Annotated in this window: 14 protein-coding genes; 6 read left to right on the forward strand and 8 right to left on the reverse strand. The window is 64.3% G+C overall.

Features of this window, described 5'->3' with window-relative positions:
* The coding region (locus tag JS541_RS13590; RefSeq protein ID WP_214303740.1) for an IS3 family transposase at positions 1–81 on the forward strand (81 nt) is incomplete at its 5' end.
* Between the two features lie 43 nt (positions 82–124).
* Here the strand turns inward: JS541_RS13590 and JS541_RS13595 are convergent.
* Positions 125–1,315 (reverse strand): glycosyltransferase, encoded by a 1,191-nt coding sequence (locus JS541_RS13595; RefSeq protein ID WP_214375038.1) that lies wholly within the window; start codon positions 1,313–1,315, stop codon positions 125–127.
* Positions 1,316–1,504: 189 nt separating this feature from the next.
* On the opposite strand from JS541_RS13595, the gene purT reads away from it, so the two are divergent.
* Positions 1,505–2,797: a formate-dependent phosphoribosylglycinamide formyltransferase gene (purT, locus tag JS541_RS13600; RefSeq protein WP_214375039.1), complete on the forward strand. Its 1,293-nt coding sequence runs from the start codon at positions 1,505–1,507 to the stop codon at positions 2,795–2,797.
* Between the two features lie 128 nt (positions 2,798–2,925).
* Here the strand turns inward: purT and JS541_RS13605 are convergent, their stop codons facing one another.
* Positions 2,926–3,291, reverse strand: a complete 366-nt coding sequence (locus JS541_RS13605) for a VOC family protein (protein ID WP_214375058.1) — start codon at positions 3,289–3,291, stop codon at positions 2,926–2,928.
* 180 nt (positions 3,292–3,471) lie between these two features.
* On the opposite strand from JS541_RS13605, the gene JS541_RS13610 reads away from it, so the two are divergent.
* From JS541_RS13610 to JS541_RS13620, 3 genes are all read left to right on the forward strand, one after another.
* Complete coding sequence (locus JS541_RS13610; protein WP_214375059.1) at positions 3,472–3,933, forward strand: hypothetical protein; 462 nt, start codon at positions 3,472–3,474, stop codon at positions 3,931–3,933.
* Between the two features lie 166 nt (positions 3,934–4,099).
* Positions 4,100–4,849, forward strand: coding sequence for a phosphoribosylaminoimidazolesuccinocarboxamide synthase (gene purC / locus JS541_RS13615; protein ID WP_214375040.1), 750 nt, complete (start codon positions 4,100–4,102; stop codon positions 4,847–4,849).
* An 89-nt stretch (positions 4,850–4,938) separates the two neighbouring features.
* The gene (locus JS541_RS13620) at positions 4,939–8,679 is read left to right on the forward strand and encodes a phosphoribosylformylglycinamidine synthase (protein WP_214375041.1); all 3,741 of its coding nucleotides are present in this window, start codon (positions 4,939–4,941) and stop codon (positions 8,677–8,679) included.
* 224 nt (positions 8,680–8,903) lie between these two features.
* On the opposite strand, the gene JS541_RS13625 is transcribed toward JS541_RS13620, so the two are convergent.
* The 4 genes from JS541_RS13625 to alr form a co-directional block, all read right to left on the reverse strand.
* Positions 8,904–9,791: a zinc ABC transporter substrate-binding protein gene (locus tag JS541_RS13625; protein ID WP_214375042.1), complete on the reverse strand. Its 888-nt coding sequence runs from the start codon at positions 9,789–9,791 to the stop codon at positions 8,904–8,906.
* 316 nt (positions 9,792–10,107) lie between these two features.
* Positions 10,108–11,058, reverse strand: a complete 951-nt coding sequence (locus JS541_RS13630; protein ID WP_214375043.1) for a CTP synthase — start codon at positions 11,056–11,058, stop codon at positions 10,108–10,110.
* 267 nt (positions 11,059–11,325) lie between these two features.
* Positions 11,326–11,721, reverse strand: a complete 396-nt coding sequence (locus JS541_RS13635) for a transcriptional repressor (protein ID WP_214375044.1) — start codon at positions 11,719–11,721, stop codon at positions 11,326–11,328.
* 146 nt (positions 11,722–11,867) lie between these two features.
* The gene (gene alr, locus JS541_RS13640; RefSeq protein ID WP_214375045.1) at positions 11,868–13,226 is read right to left on the reverse strand and encodes an alanine racemase; all 1,359 of its coding nucleotides are present in this window, start codon (positions 13,224–13,226) and stop codon (positions 11,868–11,870) included.
* A 320-nt stretch (positions 13,227–13,546) separates the two neighbouring features.
* On the opposite strand from alr, the gene JS541_RS13645 reads away from it, so the two are divergent.
* Positions 13,547–14,968, forward strand: a complete 1,422-nt coding sequence (locus tag JS541_RS13645; RefSeq protein WP_214375046.1) for an amino acid permease — start codon at positions 13,547–13,549, stop codon at positions 14,966–14,968.
* 194 nt (positions 14,969–15,162) lie between these two features.
* On the opposite strand, the gene purK is transcribed toward JS541_RS13645, so the two are convergent.
* Complete coding sequence (gene purK / locus JS541_RS13650) at positions 15,163–16,332, reverse strand: 5-(carboxyamino)imidazole ribonucleotide synthase (RefSeq protein ID WP_214375047.1); 1,170 nt, start codon at positions 16,330–16,332, stop codon at positions 15,163–15,165.
* The gene (gene purE / locus JS541_RS13655) at positions 16,316–16,813 is read right to left on the reverse strand and encodes a 5-(carboxyamino)imidazole ribonucleotide mutase (RefSeq protein WP_214375048.1); all 498 of its coding nucleotides are present in this window, start codon (positions 16,811–16,813) and stop codon (positions 16,316–16,318) included. The genes purK and purE overlap by 17 nt, the downstream gene beginning before the upstream one ends.
* Positions 16,814–16,901: the final 88 nt, after the last annotated feature.

The raw sequence follows: 16,901 nt of genomic DNA on the forward strand, positions 1-16,901 counted from the left end.
CATTGGAACACCAAACGAAGGCAGAAACGACTTGAGGGACACACCCCGGAGGAATTCCGGAATATGTCCCTCACAGCCTGATCAGGTACCCTTAATAAACCACGTCCAACTTCCGGGGCGCAGTTCATCCGTCCGCGATCGCCTCGCGTTCCATATCCACGAACTTCGCCACGGACGTCTCCACCGAGTAGTGCTCCTTCGTATGCTCGGCATACCGCGCGCCCCACTCGGCCAGCTCCGCGGGATGATCGATCCACCAGTCGATGCGCTGTGCAAGCGCGGCCGCATCGCGCACGGGGAACAGGGATTCGTCCAGCAATGCGAACTGGCCGGCCGCACTCAGCTCGGACGAGGCGATCACCGGCACGAGCCCCGACGCCATGCCCTCGATCACGCTCAACGACTCGATGTCCACGATCGACGGATGCACGAACAGGTCGCACGAGCGCAGCAGCGCCGGCATGTCGGCGTTCCGATGGAATCCGATCGACGCCGGACGGCTCAGCAGCATCTTCGCGCGGAACCGCAGATACCGTTGCAGCGGCCCGGTGCCGCAGATCGTCAGTTCGATGTCCTTGGCGTGACGGCAACGCGCGATCGCCTTGATGAGCGTGATGTGATCCTTCTCGTGCGTGAGTCTGCCGGACGCGACGATGCGGAACGGCACGGGCGCCGGTTCGCCGACGGCACGCTGCGTCTTCGGCGTGAACCGTGCGGTGTAGCCGTTCGAAATCACATGCAGTTTGGCCTGGTACCCGTGCGCGCGCAGCTGGCCGGCGATCATTTCAGTCGGCGCATGGATATGGCCGATGCCCCCGTACAGCCACATCTTGAACAGCCAGTACAGGAAGCCCGAAATGCCCGGCACGTATTTGAGCGGCCCGGCGGAATAAGTGACGTTCTCCGGCTGCAGATGGAATCCGGCGGTGACTGGGATGCCCATGGCGCGGGCGGCGTGGGCGGCATGACGACCGAAGCGGAACGGCAGGTAGATATGCACGGCGTCGGCGCCGCGGAAGGCGGTGCGGAACAGGGTCTCGCTCGGTTCGGCGAACTGCATCTGCTGTTTGGCGGCGACCCAGGAGACGAGCGGCACGCGGCTCACCCGCGCCGGGTATTCGGGCGCTCCGATGCCGACAAGCCGCACGTGATGCCCTTGGCGTTCGAGTTCGTGCGCGTATTGCAGGGCCGAGTTGGATGTGCCGTTGCCTTTGTTGCCGATGGTGTCCATGACGAGCGCGATGGTCAGCGGACGGTCGAGGCCCGGCTGTTCTGTTTCGACGGCTGTGTCGTCGTCTTCCTGATGTTCACGCATTGCCCCATACTATCGCCGCCGCCGACCGACGATGTGCTCGTCGACACCTCTCACGCGTGGCGGAAATGACTCGCTGGCATATATGCCAGCGAGTCATTTCCGCCACGCGTGAGAGGTGCTAGTCCCTGATCAGGCAAGCGAACACCGCCATAAAGGCGGCGGACGGCAGCACATGGCACAATAACAGTCATGACTGATATGAACGTTTCCCCGGTTTCCGCATCCTCCCCCTCCCCCGCTGGTCGCACGCTCGGCACGCCGATGGGCGCGCATCCGACGCGCGTGCTGTTCCTCGGCGCTGGCGAGCTGGGCAAGGAGGTCACGATCGAGCTGATGCGTCTCGGCGCGTGGGTCTGCGCGGCCGATTCGTACGCCGGCGCGCCCGCGCAGCAGGTGGCGCACGAGTATCGCGTGCTCGATATGGCGAACGCCGACCAGTTGCGCGCACTGTTCGACGAGGTCAGGCCGGATATCATCGTGCCCGAGGTCGAGGCGATCGCCACGGGCGAGCTGGCCGCGGCCGCCGCTCGCGGCATTCAGGTGGTGCCGAGCGCCGAGATCGCGGCGATCTGCATGGATCGCGAGCGCCTGCGCGTGATCGCGCACGAGGAACTGGGACTGCCGACCACCCCGTACCGGTTCGCGGGCTCTCTTGAGGAGTTGCGCGCGGGCGCGGCCGAAGTGGGCTACCCGTGCGTGGTCAAGCCGATCATGAGCTCGTCCGGTCACGGCCAGTCGGTCGTGCGTTCGACGGATGCGATCGACGCCGCATGGACGGAGGCGCAGGAGGGCCGCCGTGCATCCGGCGAGGGCGACATGTCGCGCGTGATCGTGGAGGCGTTGGCACCGCTGGATTATGAACTGACCGTATTGACGGTGAGCTCGTCGGCCGGCATCGTCACCTGCGCGCCGATCGGGCAGCGTCAGGAGTCGGGTGACTACCGTGAGTCCTGGCAGCCGGCCGCGACCGATGCCGACGTGCTGGAGACGGCCCAGTCGATCGCGCGCCGTGCAGTCGAGGGACTGGTGTCGAAGGCCACGGCGACCGGCGAGCACGGCTGGGGCGTGTTCGGCGTGGAGCTGTTCGTGCTGACGGACGGTTCGGTGTTGTTCAACGAGGTGTCGCCGCGTCCGCATGATACCGGCATGGTGACGATGATCTCGCAGCGTCTGAGCGAGTTCGCGTTGCACGCGCGCGCGATTCTGGGTCTGCCGGTGACGGACGGTCATGTGGCGTTGGCGATGCCGGCCGGTGAAGTGGCGGCAAGCCATGCGATCGTCGTGGCGGGCGACGGCGAGGCGGAGTTCTCGAACGTGCCGGCGGCGTTGGCCGAGCCGGGCACCGACCTGCGCATCTTCGCCAAGCCCGAGGTGCACGGCCATCGCCGCATGGCGGTCGCGCTGGCGATCGGCGGCTCTGCGGACGACGCACGCGCCAAGGCCGCCCGTGTGGCCGATACGCTTGACATCACCGTGTGCTGATCAGCACCGGTCAACGCTGACAGACACTGGCCGACACGTGAAAAGCCCGCGGATCGTTCCGCCGGAATGTGCCGAAACATTCCGGCGGAACGATCCGCGGGCTTTTCGCAAGTCAGGAGGCAAGCCCCTCACGAGAGCATGGCTTCAATGTTGTTGCCGTCGGGATCGTGGATGAACGCTGCGTAATACGTCGGACCGTAGTTCGGACGCGGACCGGGCGCACCGTTATCGGTGCCGCCCGCCGCCAGACCGGCCCGGTAAAACGCCTTGACCTCGTCCTCGTTGTGGGCGCGGAACGCGACATGCACCGGCTGGATCGACTGATCGTCGCGCGGCACGATCAGGAAGACGAGGTCACCATCCTCCCCGTTGGTGAAGAACGTGCCCACTTCGGGGTCGTCCTTGCGCTCATACCCCACCGGCGCAAGCAGCTTCTCGTAAAAATCCGCGCTTCTGGCCGCATCCGACACGAACAGCACGATGTGATCAATCATCATGGACCTCTCTTCCCACAACACTGTGACGTAATCAGTAGTATCACGATCGCCGTCTGTGTCAACTTCGATGTCCATATCTCGTACGTATACGGACGGTGTCATATCAGGCATGACGCGGCGCGGATCCGCACGTCGCCGCGCGTGACAATGGAACCACCGGCGAAGGAGCGTGATCACATGATCGACTGGAGAAGAACAGCGGCCGCAGCGGCCGGCATCATCCTTGCAATGAGCATCGCGGCATGCGGCCCGACACAACAGCCGCGGCCCCACGCCGGCGACGACGTTGCTGCGAGTTGTGCAGTCAGTTATGCGAAGACGTACGACTCACCGCAGGATTACATCGATGACGTCAAGCCCGATCTGATAGCCAAGGCGACGCTCGACGCGCCCACGTTGTCAGGCAACGGCCGGACCGTTTCGTTCACGGCGCGTCTGCTGGATGTGAAGACCGGCGACAAGCGGATCGGCGACGACGTCAAGCTTCGTTTCGAATGCGACTCGGTCGCCTCGTTCATGCCGGACGGCTACCGCACCGGCGATGAGGTGATCGTTCTTGCCAACGACGGCAGGCTGCGCCAGCCCGAAAGCGTGTGGCCGTTCGACCGGCAGGCATACGACGCGCTGACCGTGCGATGACCATGCGATAACCGGCCACGGACCCTCCGCCCGCCCGATGCCGACGATGGTGGCACGTCGCGGACGAGCGGCGCCGTGCCACTCCGAAACGGCCCGCTTGTAGCCCTTTATTGGTACCCTTTTACCGTTAGTTCACCCAGAAATTCCGCTGATTTGAAAGGCGATCATGGAGAAACTGGAAAAGCTCTACGAGGGCAAAGCCAAGCAGCTGTACGCAACCGACGACCCGGATATCCTGTGGGTCGAGTACAAGAACACCGCGACGGCCGGCGACGGCGAGAAGAAGGAGGACTTCACCGGCAAGGGCCGTCTGAACAACCTCATCACCACTATCATCTTCGACCTGCTCAAGGCCCGCGGCATCGACAGCCACCTCGTCAAGCGTGTGAACGACACCGCCCAGCTGGTGCGCAAGATGGACATGTTCCCGCTCGAGATCGTGCTGCGCAACACCGCTGCCGGCCACTTCTGCTCGCGCCTCGGCGTCGAGGAGGGTCTGCCGCTCAAGGAGCCGGTGCTGGAGTACTTCCTCAAGAACGACGACCTGCATGACCCGTTCGTGAACGACGACGACCTCGTGGCGCTCGGCGTGTGCACGCGCGAGGACCTCGCCGAGATCGCCCCGCTGGCACGCAAGATCAACGAGGCCCTGATCGACATCTTCGCGAAGATCGACGTCAAGCTCGTCGACTTCAAGATCGAGATGGGCCGCGCCTCCGACGGCACGCTGCTGCTGGCCGACGAGATCACGCCGGATTCCTGCCGCCTGTGGGACCAGCGCGACCACTCCGGCAAGGTCGAGCACCTCGACAAGGACCTGTTCCGCCGCGGCCTCGGCTCGATTATCCCGGCCTATGAGGAGATCGAGAGCCGCCTGGCCGAGCTGGCCAAGTCCGAAGGCATCGAAGTCGCCTGACACCCGTTTTCTGGCTCCCCCTGCCATCAGAGGGAGCCGATTTTCGTTATATGTGACGATTCCCAAGAGTTTTGCAAGAAAGGATTTCCATGGTTTTTCGCGTGTACGTGGAAAAGAAGCCCGGCTTTGACGTCGAGGCGCAGCAGCTCGCCGGCGAACTGCGCACGATCCTCGGCATGACCGGACTCAAGTCCGTGCGTATCGTGAACCGCTACGACGTGGAGGGCATCAGCGCCGAGCTGTTCGCCCAGGCCACGCCGACCGTGTTCAGCGAACCGCAGGTCGACGCCGTCTCCAACGACCTGCCCGACTTCGGCGACGCGAAGGTGTTCGCCACCGAGTTCCTGCCCGGCCAGTTCGACCAGCGCGCCGATTCGGCGAGCGAGTGCATCCAGCTGATCTCGCAGGGCGAGCGTCCGACCGTCCGTTCCGCCAAGCTGTACGCCCTCGACGGCGACCTGAGCGACGCGGACGTGGACGCGATCAAACGTTACGTGATCAACCCGGTCGAGGCCCGCGAGGCGAGCCTTGCCGCCAAGGAAACCCTGAAGACCGCCGTGCCGACCCCGGGCAATGTCGAGGTCATCGCCGGATTCAACGAGATGGACGCGGCCGCCGGCGAACGTTTCATTGCCGAGCGCGGTCTTGCGATGGATCTCGCGGATCTCGAGTTCTGCCAGCGGTACTTCGCAGCCGAGCAGCGCGAGCCGACGATCACCGAGATCAAGGTCATCGACACGTACTGGTCCGACCACTGCCGCCACACGACGTTCGGCACCGAACTGGACGACGTGGTCATCGACGACGCGACCGTCAAGGCCGCGTTCGAGCGTTACCTTGAGCTGCGTCACGAACTGGGTCGCGACGAAAAGCCGGTGTGCCTGATGGACATGGGCACGATCGGCGCGAAGTGGCTCAAGAAGAACGGCATCCTGACAGGTCTCGACGAGTCCGAGGAGATCAACGCCTGCACCGTCAAGGTCAAGGTCGACGTCAACGGCGAGGACCAGGATTGGCTGTTCCTGTTCAAGAACGAGACGCACAACCACCCGACCGAGATCGAGCCGTTCGGCGGCGCGGCCACCTGCATCGGCGGTTGCATCCGCGACCCCCTGTCGGGCCGTTCCTACGTGTACCAGGCGATGCGCGTCACCGGCGCCGCCGATCCGACCGTGCCGGTCGCCGACACGCTGGAAGGCAAGCTGCCGCAGCGCAAGCTCGTAACCACCGCGGCCGCCGGCTACAGCTCGTACGGCAACCAGATCGGCCTGGCCACCGGTCAGGTCGACGAGATCTATCATCCGGGCTACGTGGCCAAGCGCATGGAGGTGGGCGCGGTCGTGGCCGCCACCCCGGCCGATCACGTGCGCCGCGAGACCCCGGCTCCGGGTGACAAGATCATCCTGCTCGGCGGTCGCACCGGTCGTGACGGCATCGGCGGTGCGACGGGCGCGTCCAAGGCGCACAACGTCGAGTCGCTCGAACTGGACGGCGCCGAGGTGCAGAAGGGCAACGCGCCGGTCGAGCGCAAGCTGCAGCGTCTGTTCCGCCGCGGCGACGCGTGCCGTCTGATCAAGCGCTGCAACGACTTCGGCGCCGGCGGCGTGTCCGTGGCGGTCGGCGAGCTCGCGGACGGCCTGTACGTCGATCTCAACACCGTGCCGAAGAAGTACGAAGGCCTTGACGGCACCGAGTTGGCGATCTCCGAATCGCAGGAGCGCATGGCCGTGGACGTGGCCGCCGAAGACGTGGACGAGTTCCTCGGCTACGCGCGCGAGGAGAACCTCGAGGCCACCGTCATCGCGACCGTGACCGAGGACCCGCGCATGGTGATGACGTGGAACGGCGACGAGATCGTGAACCTCTCCCGTGAGTTCCTCGCCTCCAACGGCGCGTCCAAGCATCAGGTCGTGCACGTAGAGGCGCAGCAGGCGTACGAGACGCCGGCTACCTGGCGTGAGGGTTCGCTCGCGGATCGTCTGCACGCGGTCGTGACCGATCTCAACGTGGCGTCCAACAAGGGCCTGTCCGAGCGTTTCGACAGCACCATTGGCGCGGGCACCGTGCTCATGCCGTTCGGCGGCCGCCGCCAGCTCACCCCGAACGAGGCCATGGTCGCCAAGTTCCCGGTGTTCGGCGAGACGACCACCGCCTCGGCGATGGCGTGGGGCTTCAACCCGTACATCATGAGCGCGAACCAGTTCACCGGCGCATACCTGTCGGTGGTCGAGTCGCTCGCCAAGCTCGTGGCCGCCGGCTTCGAGCATGAGAAGGCGTACCTGAGCTTCCAGGAATACTTCGAGAAGCTGCGCGACGAGCCGGAACGCTGGGGCAAGCCGACCGCCGCCGTGCTCGGTGCGCTCATGGCGCAGATCGACCTCGGCGCGGGTGCGATCGGCGGCAAGGATTCGATGTCCGGCACGTTCGAGCATCTCGACGTACCGCCGACCCTGATCTCCTTCGCCGTGGCCGTGGGCAACATGAAGCGCGCCACGTCGCCGGAGTTCAAGGGCGCCGACCATCGTGTCGTGCGCATCGCGCCGCGCTATCTGGCGGACGGCATCACGCCGGACAAGGATGCGCTGCTCGAGGCGTTCTCGATCGTCGAGGAGCTGACCGACTTCCACGACGCGCTGGCCGTGTCCACGCCGGGTTACGGCGCGAGCGCCGAGGCGCTGTTCAAGATGACGCTCGGCAACCGCATCGGCGTTGCGCTGAACGATTCGATCGCCGCGGACGACCTGTTCACGCCGGCGTACGGCTCGTTCATCGTCGAGCTGGCGGACGACGCGAAGCTTCCGGCCGCGTCGAATCTCGTCGAGATCGGCGAGATCGGCACGACGACCGCCGCGTACGAGCTGCGCGCCGCGGGCGAGACGCTTGATCTGGACGCGATTCAGGAGGCGTGGGAGTCCGGCATCGAGTCCGTGTTCCCGTACCGTTCCAAGGGCGACGAGGCGGGCAAGACGACCGAGACGGTCACCTTCGAAACGCCGAAGAAGACCGTGTACGTGGGTGCTCCGGTCGCCAAGCCCCACGTCGTGATCCCGGTGTTCCCGGGCAACAACTGCGAGTACGATTCGGCCGCCGCGTTCGAGCGCGCCGGCGCGGACGTGTCGACGCTGATCGTGAACAACCTCACGCCGGCCGCCGTCGCCGAGTCGACCGCCGCGCTGGTCGAGGAGATCAACAAGAGCCAGATCGTGATGATTCCGGGCGGTTTCTCGGGCGGCGACGAGCCGGACGGTTCCGCGAAGTTCATCACCGCGTTCTTCCGCGCCCCGGCCGTCACCGAGGCCGTGCGCGACCTGCTCAAGAACCGCGATGGCCTGATGCTCGGCATCTGCAACGGTTTCCAGGCGCTCATCAAGCTGGGTCTGGTGCCGTACGGCGACATCGTGCCGATGACCGAGGAATGCCCGACCCTGACGTTCAACACGATCGGCCGTCACCAGAGCCGGCTCGTGCGCACGCGCGTCGCGTCGAACCTGTCCCCGTGGCTGGCGAAGACCTCCGTCGGCGACATCCACACGGTCGCGATCTCCCACGGCGAAGGCCGTTTCGTCGCGTCCGAGCCGGTGCTTGACCTGCTTAAGACCAACGGTCAGATCGCCACGCAGTACGTGGACGAGTCCGGCGTGCCCGGCATGGATCTCGATGTGAACCCGAACGGCTCGCTGCTCGCGATCGAAGGCATCACCAGCCCGGACGGCCGCGTGTTCGGCAAGATGGGTCACTCGGAGCGCTCCGGCAACGGCCTGTACGTGAACGTGCCTGGCAACAAGTACCAGCCGCTGTTCGAGGCCGGCGTCGAGTACTTCGCCGCGTAAGGCAGGTTGTCTCTCTTGCCATGTCATTTCGAGCGAGGCGAAGCCGAGTCGAGAAATCTCTTCTGTCTAATGGCTCTGGAAGATTTCTCCACTCGCTTCGCTCGGTCGAAATGACATCATGACACACCCAACGGGCGTGCAGATAACGACGAATGGGCGGGGTATGTCAAGATCAAACTTGGCATACCCCGCCCATTCGTATCTATACGTGATATACGCGCCGTTTATGCCTTGTCGAACTGGTCGACGAGTGCGGTCATCCAGTCGAGCAGGTCGTCGTATTCGGCCGGCATCTGTTCGGTCAGTTCGACCGTCGGCACGTTGACCGACTTGGCCGCATCGGTGATCTGATCGGTGGTCGAGTTGGCTTCCTGCGTGTTGACGACGAGCATCCTGATCGAACCATCCTTGAGCGCGTCTTGGAAGTCCTTGATGTCGGCCGGGGTCGGCTCGCTTTCGTTGGCCGACGCCTGCGCGTAGCCGGTCGGCGTCTTGTCGCTCATGCCCAGATCGTCGGCGAGATACCATGCGACGGATTCGGTCGCGCCGTACGGCAGCCCCTTCGTGGCCGCGGAGGCGTCCTTGATCTTGGATTCGAGCGCATCCTCCCGCTCATGCCATGCCTTGTTGAGCTTCGTGTACTCGTCCTTGTTCGCGGGATCGGTCTGCCGGTAGGCGGCGGTGATCGCGTCGGCCGCCGCGTTGCGCACGGCTGCGGAGAACCACACGTGCGGGTTGTCGCCTTCCGCGATGCCGGCGGCGTCGGCCGCGTCGACCAGCGTCGCCTTGGTGGATTCGACGGCCTTGGACGCCCAGTGGTCGTAGTCGGCGCCGTTGACGACCGCGACGTCGGCCCTGTTGAACGCGGCGACGTCCTTACTGGTCGGTTCGTAGTCGTGCGCTTCGACGTTGGTTTTGGTCATGATGTTGGTCACGGTGACGTATTCGCCGCCGAGATCCGTCGCCATCGATCCCCACTGGTTGATCGACGCGACGACCGAGATCTTTCCTTCATTGCCGGCCGTGGTTCCGCTTCCCGATCCGCAGGCAGCGAGTCCCGTCGTCATCATCGCAGCCGTCGCCAGCGCGGCGATCTTCTTCCATGCAGTCATACCGTTGTTGTCCTCTTCTACAGTCGTGTATTCCGGTTGACGTGCCCACCATACCATCTAATTGAGAATAATTCTCATTTTCATGCCCCGCGGCGTGTCGGATTACCGTCCGACCCCAACCGCCGCGTATCCTTTCAATAGTTCCAAGCCAGCAAACGTCCGCTTGCTTCTAGGAACCCGGCATCCTCGCGGAAAGCGGACTCCAATCAGCCATTCGCCGTCCGTTTTCCACCAATAGACAAAAATCGTGGCGGGAAACGGATCCAAAGCAGGCCTCTGGCGTCCGTTTTCCGCCAACAACCCATTCCAAGTCGTCTCATCCCGTGCGGGGAATCCCCACGGAGGCGAGTTTGTCGATCAACGGCTGCCGCCGGACGACGTCATCGTACGTGAAACGGACTATATGTCTCACGCCCCACGCATACAGATCCCGCTCGCGTTCGGCCTGCTCGCTCACCACGGCCTGGATGGACCGACGATCCGTCATCGCCGGGTCGACGTATTTGCCCACGCCGTCATATTCGCCGACAACCGTGTATCCGCCCGGGAAACACCATGTGAAGTCAACGCGATACCAGTGCAGTGAATTCCTCGGGTCCACAAACACACGCTGCAGTTGCGGGGTCTGGAATCTCGCCTCGATCATCACGGCACGGGCCAGCGATTCGCCGCCGTTCTCGCTGCGAGGATCAACATGCGACAGCAGACGGCTTACCGCGGAGGTGTCACGACGCAGTCCCGCGCAGACATCACGAACATCCCGTTCCGACGCGCCGTTGCCGAACGCCGAATCGAACACGGGAAGCGCCTTGGAAAACGGCAGCAACAGCGCGCAATCGACCAGGGTCCTGGCCACCGACGTCACGCACAGCCCCTGCGCCTCGGCAATGGGTATCTCGGTCATGAAGATGCGGCGCACGCCGCCCGCTGTGCCACCGGATGAGATTGACGATGCGACATACAGCCCAGACCGGTGAATCGACCATTGATGGTCGAGATTGCAGATGGCCGCCGCCGTGGGACCGGCGAACACCCATGACGGATAGCGAGTCGCGAGGCATCGCGCGATATGCCGCACCCTCTCGGTTTCGTTCAGGGCATTCCAGTATCGGGCATCGGCGAACATGCCGTGATACGGGCTGCTCAGTTCGCCGGCATGCACCCTGCGTCTGAGAGCCTTTCCCTCAGTGTCGTTCGCGGCGAATATGCAGCTTTGCCGCCGCTGGGCCTGCATAAGCTTGTCTGCGATGATGCGATGCGTCTTCATGCCACGACACTACGGGGACGAACACGGAAATGTCCATCCGAACAGACCTATGTGGTCGAAAGGTATCCGGCCGGCGTGTCGCGGGCGTTTGTCGATAGGAGAGGCCTTTATCTAACGGCAAACGGACGCCGAACGCCCTATTCGAGTCCGATTTCCGCCAGCAATCATGAACCCTAGTGGCAAACGGACTCCAAACGGCGTTCCAGAGTCCGTTTGCCGCCAGAACCGAGATTTCCGCTCAGGAAACGGACCTCGTCGCTCCCGCAATCAGTCCTTCTGGCAGTCGGGGCACAGGCCGAAGACTTCGAGGGTGTGGGATTCGACGGTGAACCCGTGGCCGTCCGCGACCTTGCGTAGCCACGCCTCGCTCGGCGGGTCGATTTCGACGGTTTTGCCGCATTTGCGGCATACGAGATGATGGTGATGGCCGTCGTCGCCGCACAGGCGATACAGCTGTTGGCCGTCGAGGCGGATCGTGTCGGCCGCGCCGGAATCGGCGAGCGCGTTCAGCTGGCGGTAGACGGTGGCCAGTCCGATCTTCGTGCCCTCGTCGTCGAGTTTGCGATGCAGTTCCTGCGCGGAGACGAAATCGTCGCAGGTGCGCAATTGCCGCAGCACGGCGTCCTTCTGTTTGGTATGCCGTTCCGGCCCGTTCGCCGTCATATGCACTTCCCCATCCGGGCCGGCGATACGTGCGTCAAACCGTGCGCACACCGACGTTATTATCATTAGCAGTCAACTAATGATAATAACGTCGGCGACAATGCGCAACGCGGGTTCGACGGATGCGCGATTCGGCAGTCGACCGACTACAGCAGCGAGGCGGGGTCGAGCTTGGCGAGATCGTCGGCCGGCAGCACGTCGGCCGCGTTGAGATACAGGCGCGGGATGCGGTTGCGTAGGCAGGTGAAGATCTCGTAGCTGATGGTGTCGGCGGCGCGCGCCCAGTCGTCGGCGGTCGGCTCGGCGTACTGCTCGCCGCGGCCCGGCCCGAACAGGCAGACCGTGTCGCCTTCGTGCACACCGAGCGCGTCGCACGAGCCGTGCAGGTCGATCATGAACTGGTCCATGCACACGCGGCCGGAGACGCGGTACAGCTTCGGACCGTCGGCGGTCATGACGCGCACCGGACCGCCGAGCTTCTCGACATGCTTGGCGCCCTGCATGTCGAAGCCGGAGGCGGAGCGGTGGATGCCGTCCGCGTAGCCGAGCGGCACAATCGCGGTGGACGTGTCGTCGGGGGTGAGGTAGGTGCGGCCGTAGGAGATGCCGTGGCCCTTGTCAATGTGCTTGACGGTGCCGAGCTGCGCCTGCAGGGTCATGGCGGGCTTCAGGTGCCAGTCGCGCGGCGTGCCCATCGCCGGATCGGGCTCGTAGCCGTACAGGCCGATGCCCGGGCGGGTGAGCTCGAAGTGGATCTCCGGGCGGTCGAGCGTGGCGGCGGTGTTGGCCAAGTGACGGATTTCCGGGGCGATGCCGGCCTTCTCCATGCGCGCGGTGAACGCCTTGAAGTTCTCGATCTGATGGTCGGTGGCGGCCACGAATTCGGGCACGTCCGGCGAATCGGCCACGGCGAGATGGCTCCACTGGCCGACGACGTGGATCACGCCTTCCTTGGCGAGCGGCACAAGCTTGGCCAGCGCCGCGTCGAACGATTCTTCGGTGAAACCATTGCGGCCGAAACCGGAATCGACCTTCACGTGCACGCGGGCAGTCTTGCCGAGCTTGCGGGCGGCCGCGGCCACCGCGTCGATGCCCGGCAGGGACCCGACCGACACGTCGATGTCGTTGTCGATCAGCTCGTCGAACGGCACTTCCATACCGTTGTAGACCCAGGTAAGAATGTGGCAGCGGTCGGGGCCGATGCCGAGCTTGCGCAGCAGCAGCGCCTCATGGGACTGCGCGGTGCCGAGCCAGGTCGCGCCTCCGGCCAGCGCCGCCAGCGCGGTCGGCAGCAGGCCATGGCCGTAGGCGTCGGCCTTGACCACGCCCATCACCGCGGTGCCGGAGTCCGGCCCGCCGACCACGTCGACCAGATGCCGCATGTTGTCGCGCAATGCGGCGAGGTCGACGATCGCCTGCGCCGGATACCGCCGGCGCGCGGCCTCGTAATTCGCTTCGCCGGCCGGGGATGAGAACTGCCAATTCGTTACTGCGCTCAAAGTCATACGCCCTATTGTGTCTCGGCACAATGACGAATGCGCAACGAATCGCCGCATCCGTTCACCGCACCGTCATCATCACGAAAGCATCACGCCGCCGCAAGCGTCCCGCACCGCCGCCGTCCCACCCCTCGAGACAAAGCCCACGGAAACGCGAGCGTTGTCCATGCCGCGGCCATACACTGTCTACCACTCGTTCGCAGTGCCGTCATCTTATCCATCAGGCACCCCGCGAGCATTCTGATTCCCGGCGTTGAGGCGTGCCGGGGTCCCGGAAAACCGTCCGGTCCAGCCCATATCCATTCCGTATTGAGAGAAGACTCATCATGGATCTTTTTCGCAAGAAATCGGTGGATCAGCTGGTCGCTGAATCCACTCCGCTAAAGCGTACGATGCACACGTTCGATCTGACGATGCTCGGCATCGGCGCGATCATCGGCACCGGCATCTTCGTACTGACCGGCAAGGGCGCGCTGACCGCCGGCCCGGCACTGTCCGTATCGTTCCTGCTGGCCGCGGTCTGCTGCGGTTTCGCCGGCCTGTGCTACGCGGAGTTCGCGTCGATGGCCCCGGTTTCCGGTTCCGCCTACTCCTACTCGTACTTGGCTTTCGGCGAGCTGATCGCATTCGTGATCGGCTGGGATCTGATTCTTGAATACGCGCTGCAGGCGGCCACGGTGTCCGCCGGATGGTCGGGATATTTCAACAAGTTCCTTGAAGGTTTCGGCCTGCATCTGCCGGTCGAACTGACCGCCGCATACGGCACCACGCCGGGCGTCACCACGTATTTCAACCTGCCCGGCTTCGTGATCGTGCTGCTGATCACGTGGGTGCTGTCGATCGGCATCAACCAGACGAAGAAGACCAACGACATCATGGTGATGATCAAGCTCGCGATCATCGTGCTGTTCATCGTGTGCACCGTCTGGTACGTGAACCCGGAGAACTGGAAGCCGTTCTCCCCGTACGGCGTGTACACGTTCCAGCCCGGCTCGACCCAGCCGTACGGCATCGTGCCGGCCGCCTCGATCGTGTTCTTCAGCTTCATCGGCTTCGATGCCGTGTCGTCGTCGGCCGAGGAGACCGTCGAGCCGAACAAGACGCTGCCGCGCGGCATCCTGCTGTCGCTGGCCGTGTCGACCGTGCTGTACATCGTCATGACGTTCATCATGACCGGCATCGTGCCGTACCAGGAGTTCGCGAACTTCATCGACGCGCCGGTGGCCGGCGTGATCCTCGCGACCGGCATGAACTGGCTCGCGTTCATCGTGAACCTCGGCGCGCTGATCGGCATGACCACCGTGATGCTCGTGCAGCTGTACGGCCAGTCCCGCATCTGCTATGCGATGAGCCGCGACGGCCTGTTCCCGAAGTTCTTCGGCGAGGTGCACCCGAAGTACCGCACGCCGTTCAAGGGCACGTGGTTCTTCGGCATCCTGACCGCGGTGGCGGGCGGTTTCATCAACATCAACGTGCTGTTCGAGCTGGTGAACATCGGCACGCTGTCCGCGTTCATCATCGTGTCAGCCGGTATTCTGTGGATGCGCAAGACGCAGCCGGACGCGCACCGTGGCTTCCGCGCACCGCTCGTGCCGTTCACGCCGATCTGCGCGATCGTGTTCTGCCTGATCCTGATCGCAGGTCTCAACTGGGAGACGTGGCTGCGGTTCGCGGTCTGGTTCGGACTCGGCCTGGTGGTGTACTTCGCGTACAGCCGCAAGCGTTCCAAGCTGAACGTCGCCGAGTAAGCGACTGATATCAGCCGCGCAGATCGTGCGGATAACGAAAAAGCTCCCCGAGGGGAGCTTTTTTCATGCGCACATACATGATCATCACCGTCATTTCGAGCGAGGCGAAGCCGAGTCGAGAAATCTTTCGAAGCCATCGTCGGCGAGAGATTTCTCCGCTCGCCTACGCTCGGTCGAAATGACAGGAGAGATTGCTACTTGAGATCATCCCAGCAGCCGGTGGCCTCGAGATCGGCCACGGTGGCCGCGGTGTCGTCGGTGAGCACGGTGATGTGGCCCATCTTGCGGTTGTGCCGCAGCTGCGCCTTGCCGTAGTCGTGCACGTTCCATTCGGGGTGCGAGGCGATGAGCGCGCGGGTCGGCAGCACATGCTGGCCGAGCACGTTGACCATCACCGCCGGGCTCAGGAGCTTCGGCTGGATGAGCGGCCAGCCGGCGATGCCACGGATGTGCGCGTCGAACTGGTCGATCGAGCACGCCTCGATCGTGTAGTGGCCGGAGTTGTGCGGACGCGGCGCGAGCTCGTTGACGATCACGCGGTCGTCCTTGGTGACGAACAGCTCGATGGCGAGCGTGCCGGCCAGTTCGAAGCCCTTCGCCAGTCGCAGCGCGAGTTCGTGCGCGGCCTGCGCGATTTCGGGGCTGACTTCGGCCGGGGCGATCGTCATGTGCAGGATGTTGTTGCGGTGATCGTTGCGCACGATCGGGAACGTGACGTACTGCTCGCCGTTGCCGGACACGAGGATGGACGCCTCGAACGCGAAGTCCACGAATCCTTCGAGGATGCTCGGCGGGAAGCCGCCGCCGCGGTCGCCGCGCGCGCGGATCTTCTCAAGGTCGGAGTCGTTGCGCAGCACATGCTGGCCGTGACCATCATAGCCGCCGGAACGGGTCTTGAGCACGCACGGGTAGTGCAGCTCGTCGATCGCCGCATCGAGCTCCTCGAAGTTGTTCACCTCGCGCCACGGCGCGGTTTCGGTGCCGTGCTCGTTGATGAACGTCTTCTCGTGCACGCGGTCCTGCGTCACGCGCAGCAGATCGGTGCCCTGTGGCGCGGCGACGAGATGACGCACTTCGTCGATCGCCTCGGCGTCCACGTTCTCGAACTCGTAGGTGAGCACGTCGGACTTTTCGGCCAGGTCGTGGATGGCGGTCTTGTCGTCGTACTCGCCGACGATCTGGAAGTCAGCCACCTGCGCGGTCGGACAGTCCGGGGTCGGGTCGAGCACGCCGATGCGAAAGCCCATGTACTTGGCGGACAGGGCCATCATGCGGCCGAGCTGGCCGCCGCCGATGATGCCGATCGTCGCACCCGGCTGCAGCATCTTGACCGCGCCGTGCGTTTCCTCAGACAAGCTGGGCATTGGATTCAGCCACCTTTTCCTTCAGAGAGTCGCGGTATTCCTGCAGCGCGTTCGCGAGCCGCTCGTCGTTGGTGGACAGGATCTGCACCGCGAGCAGACCGGCGTTGGTCGCGCCCGAGTTGCCGACGGCCGTGGTGGCGACCGGGATGCCGCCGGGCATCTGCACGATCGACAGCAGCGAATCCCAGCCGGAGAGGGCATGCGAGCGCACAGGCACGCCGATGACCGGCAGCGTGGTCTGCGCGGCGACCATGCCCGGCAGGTGGGCGGCGCCGCCCGCACCGGCGATGATGACCTTGAAGCCGTTGCCGCGGGCGTTATGCGCGAATTCGCCCATGAGTTCGGGCGTGCGATGGGCGGAGATGACCTGCTTGTGATAGGGCACGGCGAACTGGTCGAGGATGTCGCACGCGTGCTTCATCGTCTCCCAGTCGCTGGCCGATCCCATGATGACTGCCACTTCGGGCTTGCTGTCTGCCATAAGAACCTCCGAAACGGGTGGGCTTGAATACCGTTCCACTCTACGCAAAGAGGCCGTCAACGAGCCCGACCGCGAAACGCGCCGCCCG

Source organism: Bifidobacterium sp. SO1, from assembly GCF_018555335.1.
Taxonomy (GTDB): Bacteria; Actinomycetota; Actinomycetes; order Actinomycetales; family Bifidobacteriaceae; genus Bifidobacterium; species Bifidobacterium simiiventris.

Coding starts and splice junctions, on each gene's coding strand:
- alr (WP_214375045.1), bottom strand. CDS start 13,226: ATGACTTTGAGCGCAGTAACGAATTGGCAGTTCTCATCCCCGGCCGGC.
- JS541_RS13635 (WP_214375044.1), bottom strand. CDS start 11,721: ATGACGGCGAACGGGCCGGAACGGCATACCAAACAGAAGGACGCCGTG.
- JS541_RS13610 (WP_214375059.1), top strand. CDS start 3,472: ATGATCGACTGGAGAAGAACAGCGGCCGCAGCGGCCGGCATCATCCTT.
- JS541_RS13620 (WP_214375041.1), top strand. CDS start 4,939: ATGGTTTTTCGCGTGTACGTGGAAAAGAAGCCCGGCTTTGACGTCGAG.
- JS541_RS13595 (WP_214375038.1), bottom strand. CDS start 1,315: ATGCGTGAACATCAGGAAGACGACGACACAGCCGTCGAAACAGAACAG.
- purK (WP_214375047.1), bottom strand. CDS start 16,332: ATGCCCAGCTTGTCTGAGGAAACGCACGGCGCGGTCAAGATGCTGCAG.
- JS541_RS13625 (WP_214375042.1), bottom strand. CDS start 9,791: ATGACTGCATGGAAGAAGATCGCCGCGCTGGCGACGGCTGCGATGATG.
- purC (WP_214375040.1), top strand. CDS start 4,100: ATGGAGAAACTGGAAAAGCTCTACGAGGGCAAAGCCAAGCAGCTGTAC.
- purT (WP_214375039.1), top strand. CDS start 1,505: ATGACTGATATGAACGTTTCCCCGGTTTCCGCATCCTCCCCCTCCCCC.
- JS541_RS13605 (WP_214375058.1), bottom strand. CDS start 3,291: ATGATTGATCACATCGTGCTGTTCGTGTCGGATGCGGCCAGAAGCGCG.
- JS541_RS13645 (WP_214375046.1), top strand. CDS start 13,547: ATGGATCTTTTTCGCAAGAAATCGGTGGATCAGCTGGTCGCTGAATCC.
- JS541_RS13630 (WP_214375043.1), bottom strand. CDS start 11,058: ATGAAGACGCATCGCATCATCGCAGACAAGCTTATGCAGGCCCAGCGG.
- purE (WP_214375048.1), bottom strand. CDS start 16,813: ATGGCAGACAGCAAGCCCGAAGTGGCAGTCATCATGGGATCGGCCAGC.